This is a genomic window from Mycobacterium sp. 1245499.0 (assembly GCF_001673615.1).
GTDB lineage: Bacteria > Actinomycetota > Actinomycetes > Mycobacteriales > Mycobacteriaceae > Mycobacterium > Mycobacterium europaeum_A.
In genome coordinates this window covers 1-15465 of sequence record NZ_LZMG01000008.1, presented here as the reverse complement: position 1 = coordinate 15465, position 15465 = coordinate 1, and the positions used below count along the sequence as shown (strand labels likewise).

Below are 15465 nucleotides of genomic sequence, written 5' to 3'. Positions count from 1 at the left end.
GTCTTTGGCGCCTTTCGGGGAACCTGTGGCTGGCGCCGCCCGTCGTGTTGAGCCGTAGGAGACCTGAGTCGAATGAGACGCACACGCTGGGGGTCTTCTGCGCGACCGGCCTTAAGGCTGGTGCGCCCCGTCGTTCCCTCCGTTTTGAGCCTCGCCCTGCTGATCGCCACGCCGGGCCTCGCGGAGGCCGACCCCACCGCCGACAACCTCGCCGCCCTCATCGCCAACGTCGCCAAGGCCAACCAGCGGCTGCAGAACCTGAGCGCCGAAATCCAGACCGAACAGGAAAGCGTCAACAAGGCCCTCGTCGACGTGGAGACCGCGCGGGACAACGCGGCCACCGCCCAGCACGACCTCGAGGCCAGCCAGCAGGCGGTCAAAGACGCCAACATCGCCATCGCCGGCGCGCAGCGCCGCTTCGACACGTTCGCCGCCGCCACCTATATGAACGGCCCGTCGAACAGCTACCTGACGGCGAGCAGCCCCGACGACATCATCGCCACCGAGGCCGCGGCCAAGAACCTCACCACCAGCTCGCAGACCGTGATGGCCAAGCTGCAGCAGGCCCGCACCGAGCAGGTGAACAAGGAGTCGGCGGCGCGGCTGGCCAAGCAGAACGCCGACAAGGCCGCCGCCGACGCCAAGTCCAGCCAGGACGCCGCCGTGGCGGCGCTGACCAACTCCAAGCAGAAGTTCGACCAGCAACGCGAGGACATCATTCGCCTTGCGGCCGAACGGGATCAGGCTCAGGTCAAGCTGGAGGCGGCCAAGCGTGAGGCGGCGCGGCAGTGGTCCGCCGGGGCGGGCGGGCCCGGCCCGTCGGCCTCGGGTGACCGGTGGGAGACCGGGTCGCCGGGCGCGCCGGCGCCGTCGGCCGGGGGCCGTCGGTGGGACGGCGCCTGGGACCCGACCCTGCCGATGATCCCGAGCGCCAACGTCCCCGGCGACCCGATCGCGGTGATCAACCAGGTGCTCGGCATCTCGGCCACCTCGACTCAGGTGACCGCCGGGCTGGGCCGCAACTTCTTGCAGCAGATGGGCATCCTCAAGCCCGACGACACCGGCATCACCAACGCCGCGCCCGGTGGGGTCGGCGCACGCATCCCGCGCGTCTACGGCCGGCAGGCCACCGAATACGTGATCCGGCGCGGCATGTCGCAGATCGGCGTGCCCTACTCGTGGGGCGGCGGCAACGCGGCCGGCCCGAGCAAGGGCATCGACTCCGGGGCCGGCATCACCGGCTTCGACTGTTCGGGTCTGGTCCTGTACTCGTTCGCCGGGGTGGGCATCAAGCTGCCGCACTACTCGGGCTCGCAGTACAACCTGGGTCGCAAGATCCCGTCCTCGCAAATGCGCCGCGGCGACGTCATCTTCTACGGCCCGGGCGGCAGCCAGCACGTCACGATCTACCTCGGCGACGGCCAGATGCTCGAGGCTCCCGACATCGGGTTGAAGGTCCGCGTCGCCCCGGTGCGCACCAGCGGCATGACGCCCTACGTGGTCCGGTACATCGAGTGGTGATCGAGTGAGCACTGAACGGACAGCCATGCGCCGCAACCGATTTCGTTTCATCAACCTCGCCTGGATCACCGCTGTGGTGTCCGGGCTGATGTTGTCTGTGGCCGCCCCGGCTCCGCTTGCCGTCGCCGACCCCGGCCAGTGGGACCCCACGTTGCCGGCCCAGATCAGCGCCGGCGCCCCGGGCGATCCGCTGGCCGTCGCCAACGCGTCGCTGCAGGCCACCGCGCAGGCCACCCAGACGACGATGGACCTGGGCAAGCAATTTCTCGGCGGGCTCGGGATCAACATCCTGGGCGATCCCGCACCGGCCGCCGCCGCCACGCCCTCCAACCCCGGCGGCAAGATCCCGCGGGTCTACGGACGGCAGGCCATCGAGTATGTGATCAAGAGGATGGGCTCCCAGATGGGCGTGCCCTACTCGTGGGGCGGCGGCTCGCTGGACGGCCCCAGCAAGGGCGTCGGCGACGGCGCCAACATCACCGGCTTCGACTGCTCGGGCCTGATGCGCTATGGCTTCGCCGGGGTCGGCGTGCTGATCCCGCGGTTCTCCGGTGACCAATACAACGCCGGGCGCCACATCCCGCCGGATCAGGCCAGGCGCGGCGACCTGATCTTCTACGGCCCGGGCGGCAGCCAGCACGTCACCATGTACCTGGGCAATGGCCAGATGCTGGAGGCGTCCGGCAGCGCCGCCAAGGTTACGGTCAGCCCGGTTCGAAAGCCCGGCATGACACCGTTCTTGACTAGGATCATCGAGTACTGATCAGCGGTGCCGGCGACCCATCAGCTGGGCGAGCGTCGACGGAATCCGGCGGTGCTGGAATAGTTGGACGCGGGCACGTCGCTGCCCGGCAGTCGTGTCCGATGGAACGTGGAGGGTTCTTCATGACAGCAGCAGGTGGGCCGCCGCCAGGCGCCAGCGGTTACTCGGGCCCGGGCGGGCAATCCGGCCCGGCTCACGAAGCGCCGACCGGCGGCGGTAACGGACTGGCCGCCGAGGTGCAGACCCTGGAACGTGCCATCTTCGAGGTCAAACGCATCATCGTCGGCCAGGACCAGCTGGTGGAGCGCATGCTGGTCGGCCTGTTGTCCAAGGGGCACGTGCTGCTCGAGGGTGTGCCCGGCGTGGCCAAGACGCTGGCCGTCGAGACCTTCGCCAAGGTGGTCGGCGGGACGTTCGCGCGCATCCAGTTCACGCCGGACCTGGTGCCCACCGACATCATCGGTACCCGCATCTACCGCCAGGGCAAGGAGGAGTTCGACACCGAGCTCGGCCCGGTGGTGGTCAACTTCCTGCTCGCCGACGAGATCAACCGTGCGCCGGCCAAGGTGCAGTCGGCGCTGCTGGAGGTCATGCAGGAACGCCACGTGTCGATCGGCGGCAAGACCTTCGCGCTGCCCAACCCGTTCCTGGTGATGGCGACGCAGAACCCGATCGAGCACGAGGGCGTCTACCCGCTGCCCGAAGCCCAGCGCGACCGCTTCCTGTTCAAGATCAACGTCGGCTACCCCTCGCCGGAGGAGGAGCGGGAGATCATCTACCGGATGGGTGTGCGCCCGCCGGAGCCCAAGCAGATCCTCAACACCGGCGACCTGTTGCGGCTGCAGGACATCGCGGCCAACGTCTTCGTCCACCACGCCCTGGTGGACTACGTGGTGCGCGTCGTGACGGCCACCCGCCACCCCGAACAGCTCGGCATGAACGACGTCAAGACGTGGATCTCGTTCGGGGCGTCGCCGCGCGCGTCGCTGGGCATCATCGCCGCGTCCCGATCGCTGGCCCTGGTCCGCGGCCGCGACTACGTGATCCCGCAAGACGTCGTCGACGTCATTCCCGACGTGCTGCGCCACCGGCTGGTGCTCACCTACGACGCGCTCGCCGACGAGATCTCGCCGGAGATCGTCATCAACCGGGTGCTGCAGACGGTGGCCCTGCCTCAGGTGAATGCCGTTCCGCAGCAAGGTCATTCGGTGCCCCCGGTGATGCAACCCGCCGGCGCGGCCAGCGGTCGGTGACCGATCCCAACAGGCGGGCGGTGGTGCATCCGCCGTCGATGCAGCGGGGTCAGATCGATGACCCGAAGCTGTCGGCGGCGCTGCGCACCCTCGAGCTCACCGTCAAACGCAAGCTCGACGGTGTGCTGCACGGTGATCACCTCGGTTTGATCCCGGGGCCGGGCTCGGAGCCGGGGGAGTCGCGCGAGTATCAGCCCGGCGACGACGTCCGCCGGATGGACTGGGCCGTCACCGCGCGCACGACGCACCCGCACGTGCGGCAGATGATCGCCGACCGGGAGCTGGAAACCTGGCTGGTGGTCGACATGTCGGCCAGCCTGGACTTCGGGACCGTGGGCTGCGAGAAGCGCGACCTCGCAGTGGCGGCGGCCGCCGCGATCACCTTCCTCAACAGCGGGGGCGGCAACCGGCTGGGCGCGATCGTCTCCACCGGCGCCAAGATCACCCGGGTGCCGGCCCGCTCCGGACGTCAGCACGAGCAGACGCTGTTGCGCACCATCGCCACCACGCCGCGCGCGCCCGTCGGGGTGCGCGGCGATCTGGCGACCGCGATCGACGCCCTGCGCCGGCCGGAACGCCGCCGCGGCATGGCGGTGATCATCAGCGACTTCCTCGGGCCGATCAACTGGATGCGCCCGCTGCGGGCGGTCGCCGCCCGCCATGAGGTGCTGGCCATCGAGGTGCTCGACCCGCGTGACGTCGAGCTGCCCGACATCGGCGACGTGGTGCTGCAGGACGCCGAGTCCGGCGTCACCCGCGAGTTCACCATCGACGCGCAGCTGCGTGACGATTTCGCCAAGGCCGCCGCGGCGCACCGCGCCGACGTGGCGCGCACGATCCGCAGCTGCGGGGCCCCGATTCTGACGCTGCGCACCGACCGTGACTGGATCGCCGACATCGTGCGGTTTGTCGAATCCCGCCGGCGCGGTGCATTGGCAGGGCGGCAGTGACACTGCCGCTACTGGGCCCGATGTCGTTGTCGGGCTTCGAACATTCGTGGTTCTTTCTGTTCCTGCTCGTCGTCTTCGGGCTGGCCGCGCTCTACATCCTGATGCAGCTGGCGCGCCAGCGGCGCATGCTGCGGTTCGCCAACATGGAGCTGCTGGAAAGCGTTGCGCCCAAACGGCCTTCGACGTGGCGCCACGTTCCGGCGATCTTGCTGGTGGCCTCGCTGGTGCTGTTCACCATCGCAATGGCCGGCCCCACCAACGACGTTCGGATTCCCCGCAACCGCGCGGTGGTGATGCTGGTCATCGACGTCTCGCAGTCCATGCGCGCCACCGATGTCGCGCCCAACCGGATGGCGGCCGCGCAGGAGGCCGCCAAGCAGTTCGCCGACGAGCTGACGCCGGGCATCAACCTCGGGCTGATCGCCTATGCGGGGACCGCCACGGTGCTGGTCTCGCCGACGACCAACCGGGAATCCACCAAGGCGGCGTTGGACAAGCTGCAGTTCGCCGACCGCACCGCCACCGGCGAGGGCATCTTCACCGCGCTACAGGCCATCGCGACGGTCGGCGCGGTGATCGGCGGCGGCGACAAACCGCCCCCGGCGCGCATCGTGTTGTTCTCCGACGGCAAGGAGACGATGCCGACCAACCCGGACAATCCGAAGGGCGCCTTCACCGCGGCGCGCACGGCCAAGGACCAGGGCGTGCCGATCTCGACCATCTCCTTCGGCACCCCGTACGGGTTCGTCGAGATCAACGACCAGCGCCAGCCGGTGCCCGTCGACGACGAGACGCTGAAGAAGGTGGCCCAGCTCTCGGGCGGAAATGCCTACAGCGCTGCGTCATTGCAGGAACTGAAATCGGTCTACGCGACGCTGCAGCAGCAGATCGGCTACGAGACGATCAAGGGCGACGCCAGCGTGGGCTGGGTGCGGTTGGGCGCGCTGGTGCTGGCGCTCGCGGCGCTGGCGGCGTTGCTGATCAACCGGCGCTTGCCGACCTAGCGTCTGTGCGCGGGCGTAACGCCATGGCGAAATTTCGCTCGATTCTTCGCCCTGGCGTTACATGCGGCGGGCCCGGGCTGCGCGCACCCGGCGGATGATGTCGTCGGGATGATCCTCGGCGATCACCCGGATCACGATCCAGCCGTAACGTTCGATCGTCTCCAGCCGGCGGATGTCCTTGACGTACTGGTAGCGACTCGTTCGATGCTGGTCGCCGTCGTACTCCACGGCTACCTTGATGTCCTCCCAACCCATATCCAAATAGGCCTCGGCCCAACCCCATTCGTTGCGGACACAAATCTGCGTCTGGGGAGCGGGAAAGCCCGCCGCAATCAATAGGAGACGCAGCCAGGTCTCCTTGGGGGATTGCGCCCCACCGTCGACGAGTCGGAGTGCGGCACGGGCAGCCTTCATGCCGGGGCGGCCACGGTAGCGATCCACGAGCAGTTCGACGTCAGCCATCTTCAGCTCGGTCGCCTGCACGAGTGCATCGACCGCGGCGATCGCGATGCCTCGCGGATGGCGGCGGGCCAAGTCGAGCGCGGTGCGGGCGGGCGTGGTGATTCGCATCTGCTCAACGACGGTGATCTCGTCGGCCTCGATCCGCTCTTCCCAGGCTTGCACTCCGCAGCTGCGACGGCGATTGGTATCGATGATCTCGGCAGGCCGCGACGGGTCGATCCACCGAGCGCCATGCAAGGCGGCCGCGGAGAAACCCGCCAGGATGCCGCGCCGCCGCGACCGCAACCAGCAGGCCTTGGCGCGCAGCGTCGGTGTCACCTCAGCATCCCTCGACACGTAAACGTCGCGGTATAGCGCGACATACCGGCTGCGCAGCTGGTGGCGAGACAGCAGGCCCTCGCCGAGGGCTTCGCTGCCCAGGAAGGGGTCCGTCATGGCGAAAGTGTGCTCACTCACACCGACAACCCCACGCGGACGTAACGCCATGGCGAAATTTCGCTCGATTCTTCGCCCTGGCGTTACGGGCGTGGCCAGCCGGTTTCCAAGCTTGTAAGTCGAGGCGATAAGTTGGCCGGGTGACTGACGCAGCCACCGAAAACACCTCCAAGGCCGCCACCAACGGCGGCAAACCGGCATTCGTATCCCGTTCAGTCCTGGTCACCGGCGGAAACCGGGGGATCGGACTGGCGATCGCGCAGCGGCTCGCCGCCGACGGCCACAAGGTGGCCGTCACACACCGCGGATCCGGGGCGCCCGAGGGGTTGTTCGGCGTCGTGTGCGACGTCACCGACAACGAAGCGGTCGACCGCGCCTTCAAAGAGGTCGAGGAGCACCAGGGCCCGGTCGAGGTGCTGGTGTCCAACGCCGGCATATCCAAGGACGCGTTCCTGATCCGGATGACCGAGGAGCGGTTCGAGGAGGTCATCAACGCCAACCTCACCGGGGCCTTCCGGGTAGCCCAGCGCGCCTCACGCAGCATGCAGCGCAAGCGTTTCGGCCGGATCATCTTCATCGGGTCGGTGTCGGGCAGCTGGGGCATCGGCAACCAGGCGAACTACGCGGCCGCCAAGGCCGGCCTGATCGGCATGGCCCGCTCGATCTCGCGGGAGCTGTCCAAGGCCAACGTGACCGCGAATGTGGTGGCGCCGGGCTACATCGACACCGAGATGACCCGCGCCCTCGACGAGCGGATCCAGGAGGGCGCGCTGGACTTCATCCCGGCCAAGCGGGTCGGCACCGCCGAGGAGGTCGCCGGCGCGGTCAGCTTCCTGGCGTCCGAGGACGCCAGCTACATCGCCGGCGCGGTCATCCCCGTGGACGGCGGCATGGGCATGGGCCACTGACTTCAACCACGACATTAAGGACGGACATGGCAGGACTGCTCGACGGCAAACGGATTCTGATCTCGGGAATCATCACCGATTCGTCGATTGCGTTTCACATCGCCAAGGCGGCCCAGGAGGCCGGGGCGCAGTTGGTGCTGACCGGGTTCGACCGGTTGCGCCTGATCCAGCGCATCGCCGACCGGCTGCCGGAGAAGGCGCCGCTGATCGAACTCGACGTACAGAACCAGGAGCACTTGGACTCGCTCGCCGAGCGGGTGACCGCCGAGATCGGTGAGGGCAACAAGCTCGACGGGGTGGTGCACTCGATCGGTTTCATGCCGCAGACCGGGATGGGCATCAACCCGTTCTTCGACGCGCCATACGAAGATGTCTCGAAAGGCATTCACATCTCGGCGTATTCGTACGCCTCGCTGGCCAAGGCGACGTTGCCGATCATGAATCCCGGCGGCTCGATCGTGGGTATGGACTTCGACCCCAGCCGGGCGATGCCGGCGTACAACTGGATGACGGTGGCCAAGAGCGCGCTGGAATCGGTCAACCGATTCGTGGCGCGCGAGGCGGGTAAGTTCGGTGTTCGCTCGAATCTCGTTGCCGCGGGCCCGATCCGGACGCTGGCCATGAGCGCGATCGTCGGCGGGGCGCTCGGCGAGGAGGCTGGCGCACAGATGCAGCTGCTCGAAGAGGGCTGGGACCAGCGCGCCCCCATCGGCTGGAACATGAAGGATCCGACCCCGGTCGCCAAGACGGTGTGCGCGCTGCTCTCGGACTGGCTGCCGGCGACGACGGGAACCATCATCTACGCCGACGGCGGCGCAAGCACCCAATTACTGTAGACGGTAATGGAATTCGACGCCGTCCTGCTGCTGTCCTTCGGTGGGCCGGAAGGTCCCGAGCAGGTTCGGCCGTTCCTGGAGAACGTCACCCGGGGCCGCAACGTGCCGCCGGAACGACTCGACGACGTCGCCGAGCACTACCTGCATTTCGGCGGCGTCTCGCCGATCAACAACATCAATCGCGCGCTGGTCGCCCAACTGGAAGCCGAGCTGCACGACCGCGGCCTGGACCTGCCGGTCTATTTCGGCAACCGCAACTGGGAGCCCTACGTCGAGGACACCGTCGCGACCATGCGCGACAATGGAATTCGTCGGGCCGTGGTGTTCACCACCTCGGCGTGGAGCGGCTACTCCAGTTGCACGCAATACGTCGAGGACATCGCCCGCGCGCGCGAGGCGGCCGGGCCGGATGCGCCCGAATTGGTCAAGCTGCGGCCGTACTTCGACCACCCGCGGTTCGTGCGGATCTTCGCCGACACCATCGGCGCGGCGTCGGGTGCGCTGACCCCCGAGCAACAGGCCGGCGCTCGACTGGTGTTCACCGCGCATTCCATCCCGGTGGCCGCCGACGACCGCCTGGGTCCCCGGCTGTACAGCCGCCAAGTCGCCTATGCCGCAAGCCTTGTGGCGACCGCCGCCGGGTATTCCGACTACGACCTGGCGTGGCAGTCGCGGTCGGGACCGCCCCAGGTGCCATGGCTGGAGCCCGACGTCGCCGACCACCTGGCCACCCTGGCGCAGACCGGGACCAAGGCCGTCATCATCTGCCCGATCGGGTTCGTGGCCGACCACATCGAGGTGGTGTGGGATCTCGACAACGAGTTGGCAGCTCAGGCCGAGGCGGCGGGCGTGGCCCTGGTGCGGGCGTCGACGCCCAACGCCCACCCGCGTTTCGCGCGGATGGCCGCGGATCTGATCGACGAATTGCGGTATGGCCGGGCGCCCCAGCGGGTGACCGGGCCCGACCCGGTCCCCGGTTGCCTCGCCAGCGTCAACGGCGCGCCCTGCCGCCCACCGCATTGCGCGGCCGGCCGCTAGAAACGGTTAATCGCCCCAGGCCGAATGCAGGATCGCGGTCACGGCCGCCATCCGCGCCGAACGCACCACCGCGGTGAGCGGTCGCAGCGCGTCGCTGGCGATGCGGGCCTCCGAAGAGGATTGCGTTCCCACGGGTTCCAGGCCCGCGGCGACGGGCGCGGTGAACCGGTCCGGAGAGTCGGATCGGCTCAGCCCCGCGCTGACCGCGATGATGGCGTCGACGTGGGCGGCGTTCTCCAGCACCCGCAGCGCGCGCGTCGGCGCGTGGTCGGGAATGCGGTGTTGCCGTGCGGATTCCAAGAGTTGCTCGACGAGGCCGCGCGGGTCGTCGACGTCGGACGCCGCGGCCCCCAGCCCGATGGCGCCCAGCGCGTCCGCGGCTGAGCGCACCGCCGACCGCAGCGTGTACTCGGCGTCGCCGAGCTCGTAATGGTCCAGCACCGGCGCGCCGGGCAGCGAGTACACGGTCCACGTCAGCGCGCACAATTCGGCCAGCCGCGTCTCGTAGTCCTCGGGCACGTCCTCGTCGTCCTCATAGGAGAACTCGGGCACCAGGCCGACCGCGGTGGCGGGATTGCGGGGATTGGCGATGATGACCGCCTCGCCGGCCGCCAGCGCGTCCCGCTCGAACTGTGTTCCGGGGGCCAGCCCGCGCACGTCGCCTGGCACCGGCAAAACCACGTTGATCGATCCGCGCATAAACCCGCCGCCGTCGGACGCCGGTGTCGGCCGGCCGATCGCGGCACGCAATGTCTGCAGCAGCGTGACCGTTCCGGCGTCGTGTACGTCGGGCCAGGGCAGCCCGGTGTGGCCCGCGGCGACCGCATCATACGCGGTCACCGATTGCTTTGGCGCCCAAACGGATAACGCGTCCAGGACGTCGTCGGGCGCGGCCTTTCCGGCGAGCCACGCATTGGCCCACAGGGACAGCGAAACACTGGGACACCACACGAGAACGCAGTGTAGTTGTTTTGCCCGGCAAAGGCGGATCACGCGTATTCTTGCCGCATGCACGCCGCGGTGCTTTGGCTAATATTCGCGCTGGTGCTGGCCGGTGCGGAGGCGCTCACCGGCCATTTGTTTTTGGTGATGCTCGGTGGCGGCGCGCTCGCCGCGGCGCTAACCAGTTGGGTGACCGACTTTCCGGTCTGGGCGAACGGCGCGGTGTTCCTGGTGGTCTCGGTGCTGCTGCTGGTGGTGGTTCGGCCGCCGCTGAAGCGGCGGCTGACGCCGGTCGGGGCGCCGCGGTTGGGAATCGAGGCGCTGCAGGGCAAAACCGCGCTGGTGCTCGAGCGGGTCGCGCGCGACGAGGGTCAGGTCAAGCTCGACGGCCAAGTGTGGTCCGCGCGCCCGCTCGACGACGCCGACGTCTACGAACCCGGTGAGCCGGTCACCGTCATGCAGATCGACGGCGCCACGGCGGTGGTCTTCAGGAGCAGTCTGTAGCGGCGAGACGACGCTGCCGACGACTGGTAGAGAGAGGAAGTCCGATGCAAGGTGCAGTGGCTGGATTGGTGCTGCTGGCCGTCCTGGTGATCTTCGCGATCGTCGTGGTGGCCAAGTCGGTGGCGCTGATACCCCAGGCGGAGGCGGCGGTGATCGAACGGCTGGGCCGATACAGCCGCACGGTCAGCGGGCAACTGACGTTGCTGGTGCCGTTCATCGATCGCGTCCGCGCCCGGGTGGATCTGCGCGAGCGGGTGGTGTCGTTCCCGCCGCAGCCGGTGATCACCGAGGACAACCTGACGCTGAACATCGACACCGTGGTCTACTTTCAGGTCACCGTTCCCCAGGCGGCCGTCTACGAGATCAGCAACTACATCGTCGGCGTCGAACAGCTCACCACCACCACGCTGCGCAACGTGGTCGGCGGCATGACGCTGGAACAGACGCTGACGTCGCGCGACCAGATCAACGGGCAGCTGCGCGGCGTGCTCGACGAGGCGACCAACCGCTGGGGTCTGCGGGTCGCGCGGGTCGAATTGCGCAGCATCGACCCGCCGCCGTCGATTCAGGCGTCGATGGAGAAGCAGATGAAGGCCGACCGCGAGAAGCGCGCGATGATCCTGACCGCCGAAGGCACCCGGCAAGCGGCGATCATGCAGGCTGAGGGACAAAAGGCTGCGCAAATCCTTGCCGCCGAGGGCGCCAAGCAGGCCGCGATCCTGACTGCGGAAGCCGACCGCCAGTCGCGGGTACTGCGCGCGCAGGGTGAGCGAGCGGCCGCCTACCTGAGGGCCCAGGGGCAGGCCAAGGCCATTGAGAAGACGTTCGCCGCGATCAAGGCCGGCCGTCCCACTCCGGAAATGTTGGCCTACCAGTACTTGCAGACGCTGCCCGAAATGGCGCGCGGCGACGCGAACAAGGTGTGGGTGGTGCCCAGCGATTTCAGCGCCGCGTTGCAAGGGTTCACGCGGCTGCTTGGCTCGCCGAGCGAGGACGGCGTATTCCGGTTCGAGCCTTCTCCGGTTGACGATGCTCCCAGGCATGCCACTGACGGCGACGACGCGGAGGTCGCGGACTGGTTCTCCGCCGAAACCGATCCCTCGGTCGCTCAAGCCGTGGCCAAGGCCGAGGCAATCGCCAGCAAGCCCGCGGATGGCTCGCCTGGGGAGCTGACTCCCTAGGATTGCGGCATGAGTGCGTTGACTTCCCCGAAGACCTATGCGGCGCTGGGCGCCTTCCACGCCGTCGACGCGGTTCTGTGCGGCGTTCAGGTGGCCCCGATCAAGAAGGTGCTGGATGACGTGGGCCTGCCGGAGAACGTCCGGCCCGTGCTGCCCGCGGTGAAGGCGGCCGCGGCCGTCGGATTGCTGTCGGTCAACCGTTTTCCCACCCTGGCGCGGCTGACGACGGCGATGCTGACGTTGTACTTCGTGTTGGCGGTGGGCGCGCACGTCCGGGTGCGCGACAAGGTCGTCAACGGTGTTCCGGCCGCGCTGTTTTTGGCGTTGGTCGCGGCGATGACGATCAAGGGGCCCGACCAGAGCTAGTCGAGGCGCAACTCGACCAGCGGCAGCGGGGTGTCGGCGTCAGTGATCGGGACGCCGAGCGTCTGCTCGAGCACCGGGCGCATCCGCTCCCACGCCTTGGGATGGCGGGATCGGTAGGCGGCCAAGGTGTTATCGGCCTCGGGTGTGGTCATCACCCGCGCGGTAGCGGTCCTGGGCGGGTGGCTGCCGGCGTAGACCCGCACCCGGGGGTTGGCTTCAATGTTGCGGAACCACTGGGCTTTTCGGCCGAAGCCCGACGCGACCACGTAGGTGTCGGGCGACGAGTGGTCGACGACCTCCAACGCCGCATAGCGCGGCATGCCCGACTTGCGGCCGATGTGTTCGAGCAGCAAGATGCGTGAACCGAACAGCGCGCCCGCTCGGGCCTTGTAGATCCAGATCGGCGCGCGCATGAGGCGGCGCGACCGCAGCAGCCGCCCGGCCAGAGCGGCGACACCGGTGGGAAACCGGCGGGCTCCGCTGTTGTCCGATGTCATGCGGCTCTCCCGGATCGTCGAGCTAATTCACTCGAGACGCTACCGGGCCGACGGCGGCCGCCGTCACGATTTCATCGTGACGGCGACCGCAGCGGACGTGTCAGGGATGCGGGGTAGGCGACGGTGGTGTCGGCGCGGCCGGCGTCGGGAAGCCCTCGCCCGGGGGTGGTGGCCAGAAGCCTCGCGGGGGTCCCGGCGGGCCGGGCGGCGGAACAAAGCCGAAACCACCCGGCCCGGGTCCACCCATCGGGGGAGGCGGCGGCCCGTGGAACGGCGCCGCCAGCATCGGCGGCGGCCCGAGCGGCGGCGGGGGTGGTCCGACGCTGACTATCCAGGCGAACGCGATCGCCGCGACGGTGCCGACCGCGCCGAGCAGCGCCCCCGCCACCCCGGCGCCGATCACCACGCCGGTGGGGTAGCGGCGTCGCTCTAATGCCGGCTCGGCGACCGGCGGCGGTGCGGGTGCATTGGTGTTGATGTCGTCGTTCGTGGTCATGCCACGGACGTTAAGAGCCGGGGCTGAAATGGATCTGAAGAATTCGGCCGCCCGATGAACGGCTCGTCACAGTGGGCAGCGCCCTTCAGGTTCGTTTCAGCACCGGCACCGACAATGGAGGAATGACGGATTGCCTGCGCGCGGCCGGCCGGTTCAGCTTCGGCACGCCGCGGGTGCTGGTCGTCGAGGACTCCGAGACCATCCGGGAGATGGTCAGCGAGGCGCTGACCGAGGTGGGCTATCACACCGATGCCCGCCGCGACGGTGACGGCCTGGAAGAGGTTCTCGACGGAATGCGGCCCGACCTGGTGGTGCTCGACGTGATGCTGCCGGGACGCGACGGGTTCGAACTGATCGACGTGATTCGGGAATGGGGTGACGTCGGGATCGTCTTGATCACGGCCCGCGACGGGCTGCCGGATCGGCTACGCGGACTCGACGGCGGCGCCGACGACTACGTCATCAAGCCGTTCGAGCTGGCCGAGCTGGTGTCGCGGGTCGGCGCGGTGCTACGCCGGCGCGGACGGCTGTCCCAGGTGATTCAGGTGGGCGACGTCACGCTGGACCTCGGTGCCGGTGTGGCGGCGCGCGGCGGCCACCCGCTGGATCTGACGGCAACCGAGTTGCGGGTGCTGTCTTTCCTGGTGGAGCAGCGCGGCCGGATCGTCAGCGCAGGCCAGATTCTGAACGGGGTGTGGGGCTACGACGCCTACGACCCCAACCTGGTGCAGGTCCATGTCAGCGGGCTGCGGCGCAAGCTGGAGGCGCACGGGCCGCGGATCCTGCATACCGTGCGCGGCATCGGCTACCGCCTGCGGGCCGAGCGGTCATGACGGCCGCCTCGAGGACACCGACGCCGTCGCTGCAACGTCGGGTGACGCTGGTGGTGCTCGCGCTGCTGGCGGGCCTGCTGGTGGTGCTCGGCGTCACCATCGACTTCACGATGGGCGTTCTGGCACAGCGCAATCTGCACGACCGGCTGCTGGCCGCGACATCGCGCGCCGACGCGTTGAGCGCCGCGCGCACCTCGCCGGATCTGCTTGCCGCCGAACTCAACGGCGGCGGGATCCGGGCGCTCGTCGTCACGGCCAACGGCAGCTCCTACGGTGACCGCGGGATCAGCCCGGAGCTCAGTGACGGCGAAGTCGAACCACCCCCGCTGTATCCGCCCCCACCGGCCTACCCACCGCCGTATCCGCCACCTCCGCCGTATCCGCCGCCGCCGTACGCACTTCCGCCGCCGCCCGGTCCGCCGCCGGATGCCACCGCGACGGCCGTCGTGCACCCGCTGCCCGACGGGAGCCGGGTGATCCTGGTCGCCGACACCACGCAGACCACCCAGGTCGCGCATCAGCTGCGCGCCCTGATGATCGGGGCGGGCTTGGCGACCCTGCTGCTTGCGGCGCTGTTACTGGTTGCGGTCAGCCGGGCGGCGCTGCGCCCGCTGGACCGGCTCACCGCGCTGGCCAACGCCATCACCACCGGGGACCGCGGCCGCCGACTGCATCCGGACCGCACCGACACCGAATTAGGTCGCGCCGCTAGGGCTTTCGACGGCATGCTGGACGCCCTGGAAACCTCCGAGCGCCGCGCCAGGCACGCCGCCGACACCGCGCAACGCGCCGAGTCCGCAACCCGGCGCTTTCTCGTCGACGCCGCCCACGAATTGCGCACCCCGATCGCCGGCATCCAGGTCGCCGCCGAACAACTCGCGCACGGCGCCTCGCAACATCAAGACGACGGGCAATACCGTCGGGCGAGCCTGCTGCTCTCCGACGCGCGCCGCGCCGGACGACTCGTCTCCGACATGCTGGACCTGAGCCGCATCGACGCCGGGCTCGCGCTCGAGCTGCACGACGTCGACGTGGCCGCCGTCCTCGATGGGGAGACCGACCGCGCCGCCATGCTGGCACCGCAGATCAGCGTCAGCCGCACCGGTTTGACCGCACTGAGCCTCAACGCCGACGCGACCCGCCTGTCCCAGATCGTGTCCAACCTGCTCGACAACGCACGCCGGTATACGCCGGCCGGCGGAGCCATCACCGTCGACCTTCGCGCCGACGAGGGCCTCGCGGAGGTGACCGTCACCGACACCGGGCCGGGCATCCCGGATGACCAGCGGGACAACATCTTCGAGCGGCTGGTGCGCCTGGACGCCGGTCGCGCCCGCGATCACGGCGGCGCCGGGCTGGGCCTGGCGATCGCGCGGGCGCTGGCGCGCGCCCACGGCGGCGACCTGGTGTGCCTGCCCCACGAGGGCGGCGCCCGATTCCGGCTCACCCTGCCGCGCAACTAAGGACAACAGCCCG

17 protein-coding genes are annotated in these 15465 nt (G+C 69.0%); 13 read left to right on the top strand and 4 right to left on the bottom strand.

The genetic code is table 11. The annotated features are described in order from the left end of the window. The first annotated feature begins 72 nt into the window (after positions 1 to 72). The 5 genes from ripA (at position 73) to A5646_RS00290 (ending at position 5491) form a co-directional block, all read left to right on the top strand. The gene (ripA, locus tag A5646_RS00310) at positions 73 to 1521 is read left to right on the top strand and encodes an NlpC/P60 family peptidoglycan endopeptidase RipA (RefSeq protein ID WP_066881143.1); all 1449 of its coding nucleotides are present in this window, start codon (positions 73 to 75) and stop codon (positions 1519 to 1521) included. A gap of 25 nt (positions 1522 to 1546) precedes the next feature. Continuing rightward, positions 1547 to 2284 (top strand): NlpC/P60 family peptidoglycan endopeptidase RipB, encoded by a 738-nt coding sequence (gene ripB / locus A5646_RS00305; RefSeq protein ID WP_066881141.1) that lies wholly within the window; start codon positions 1547 to 1549, stop codon positions 2282 to 2284. A 122-nt stretch (positions 2285 to 2406) separates the two neighbouring features. Continuing rightward, complete coding sequence (locus tag A5646_RS00300; protein ID WP_066868640.1) at positions 2407 to 3537, top strand: MoxR family ATPase; 1131 nt, start codon at positions 2407 to 2409, stop codon at positions 3535 to 3537. Between the two features lie 38 nt (positions 3538 to 3575). Further along, positions 3576 to 4487, top strand: coding sequence for a DUF58 domain-containing protein (locus tag A5646_RS00295; protein ID WP_156749064.1), 912 nt, complete (start codon positions 3576 to 3578; stop codon positions 4485 to 4487). Continuing rightward, positions 4484 to 5491: a VWA domain-containing protein gene (locus tag A5646_RS00290; protein ID WP_066868636.1), complete on the top strand. Its 1008-nt coding sequence runs from the start codon at positions 4484 to 4486 to the stop codon at positions 5489 to 5491. Before A5646_RS00295 ends, A5646_RS00290 begins: the two co-directional genes overlap by 4 nt. Before the next feature lie 57 nt (positions 5492 to 5548). On the opposite strand, the gene A5646_RS00285 is transcribed toward A5646_RS00290, so the two are convergent. Further along, positions 5549 to 6388 carry a type IV toxin-antitoxin system AbiEi family antitoxin gene (locus A5646_RS00285; protein WP_067018967.1) on the bottom strand — a complete coding sequence of 280 codons (840 nt, stop codon included), beginning with the start codon at positions 6386 to 6388 and terminating at the stop codon, positions 5549 to 5551. A gap of 140 nt (positions 6389 to 6528) precedes the next feature. Between A5646_RS00285 and fabG1 the strand changes: the two genes are divergently transcribed. From fabG1 to A5646_RS00270, 3 genes are read left to right on the top strand one after another with little or no spacing between them, the layout of a single operon-like run. After that, positions 6529 to 7296, top strand: a complete 768-nt coding sequence (fabG1, locus tag A5646_RS00280) for a 3-oxoacyl-ACP reductase FabG1 (RefSeq protein WP_066881139.1) — start codon at positions 6529 to 6531, stop codon at positions 7294 to 7296. 26 nt (positions 7297 to 7322) lie between these two features. Further along, on the top strand, positions 7323 to 8132 hold the full coding sequence (inhA, locus tag A5646_RS00275) for an NADH-dependent enoyl-ACP reductase InhA (RefSeq protein WP_066868632.1): 810 nt from the start codon (positions 7323 to 7325) through the stop codon (positions 8130 to 8132). Between the two features lie 6 nt (positions 8133 to 8138). Continuing rightward, on the top strand, positions 8139 to 9170 hold the full coding sequence (locus A5646_RS00270; protein WP_067018964.1) for a ferrochelatase: 1032 nt from the start codon (positions 8139 to 8141) through the stop codon (positions 9168 to 9170). Between the two features lie 6 nt (positions 9171 to 9176). On the opposite strand, the gene A5646_RS00265 is transcribed toward A5646_RS00270, so the two are convergent. Further along, on the bottom strand, positions 9177 to 10121 hold the full coding sequence (locus A5646_RS00265) for a hypothetical protein (RefSeq protein WP_067018961.1): 945 nt from the start codon (positions 10119 to 10121) through the stop codon (positions 9177 to 9179). A 57-nt stretch (positions 10122 to 10178) separates the two neighbouring features. On the opposite strand from A5646_RS00265, the gene A5646_RS00260 reads away from it, so the two are divergent. Genes A5646_RS00260 through A5646_RS00250 form a run of 3 tightly spaced genes read left to right on the top strand, consistent with a single transcriptional unit; the run spans position 10179 to position 12163 of the window. Then, positions 10179 to 10616 (top strand): NfeD family protein, encoded by a 438-nt coding sequence (locus A5646_RS00260; protein ID WP_067018958.1) that lies wholly within the window; start codon positions 10179 to 10181, stop codon positions 10614 to 10616. A gap of 44 nt (positions 10617 to 10660) precedes the next feature. After that, positions 10661 to 11797, top strand: coding sequence for an SPFH domain-containing protein (locus A5646_RS00255; protein ID WP_067018955.1), 1137 nt, complete (start codon positions 10661 to 10663; stop codon positions 11795 to 11797). Between the two features lie 9 nt (positions 11798 to 11806). Next, positions 11807 to 12163, top strand: a complete 357-nt coding sequence (locus tag A5646_RS00250; protein ID WP_067018952.1) for a DoxX family protein — start codon at positions 11807 to 11809, stop codon at positions 12161 to 12163. On the opposite strand, the gene A5646_RS00245 is transcribed toward A5646_RS00250, so the two are convergent. Together A5646_RS00245 and A5646_RS00240 are read right to left on the bottom strand one after the other, a co-directional pair. Beyond that, the gene (locus A5646_RS00245; protein WP_156765477.1) at positions 12160 to 12576 is read right to left on the bottom strand and encodes a nitroreductase family deazaflavin-dependent oxidoreductase; all 417 of its coding nucleotides are present in this window, start codon (positions 12574 to 12576) and stop codon (positions 12160 to 12162) included. The two genes, A5646_RS00250 and A5646_RS00245, sit on opposite strands and share 4 nt — an antisense overlap. A gap of 184 nt (positions 12577 to 12760) precedes the next feature. Continuing rightward, positions 12761 to 13156: a hypothetical protein gene (locus A5646_RS00240; protein WP_067018947.1), complete on the bottom strand. Its 396-nt coding sequence runs from the start codon at positions 13154 to 13156 to the stop codon at positions 12761 to 12763. A 122-nt stretch (positions 13157 to 13278) separates the two neighbouring features. On the opposite strand from A5646_RS00240, the gene A5646_RS00235 reads away from it, so the two are divergent. After that, the gene (locus tag A5646_RS00235; RefSeq protein WP_066868662.1) at positions 13279 to 13989 is read left to right on the top strand and encodes a response regulator transcription factor; all 711 of its coding nucleotides are present in this window, start codon (positions 13279 to 13281) and stop codon (positions 13987 to 13989) included. Then, positions 13986 to 15452 carry a HAMP domain-containing sensor histidine kinase gene (locus A5646_RS00230; RefSeq protein WP_067018944.1) on the top strand — a complete coding sequence of 489 codons (1467 nt, stop codon included), beginning with the start codon at positions 13986 to 13988 and terminating at the stop codon, positions 15450 to 15452. The genes A5646_RS00235 and A5646_RS00230 overlap by 4 nt, the downstream gene beginning before the upstream one ends. The last annotated feature ends 13 nt before the right edge of the window (positions 15453 to 15465 follow it).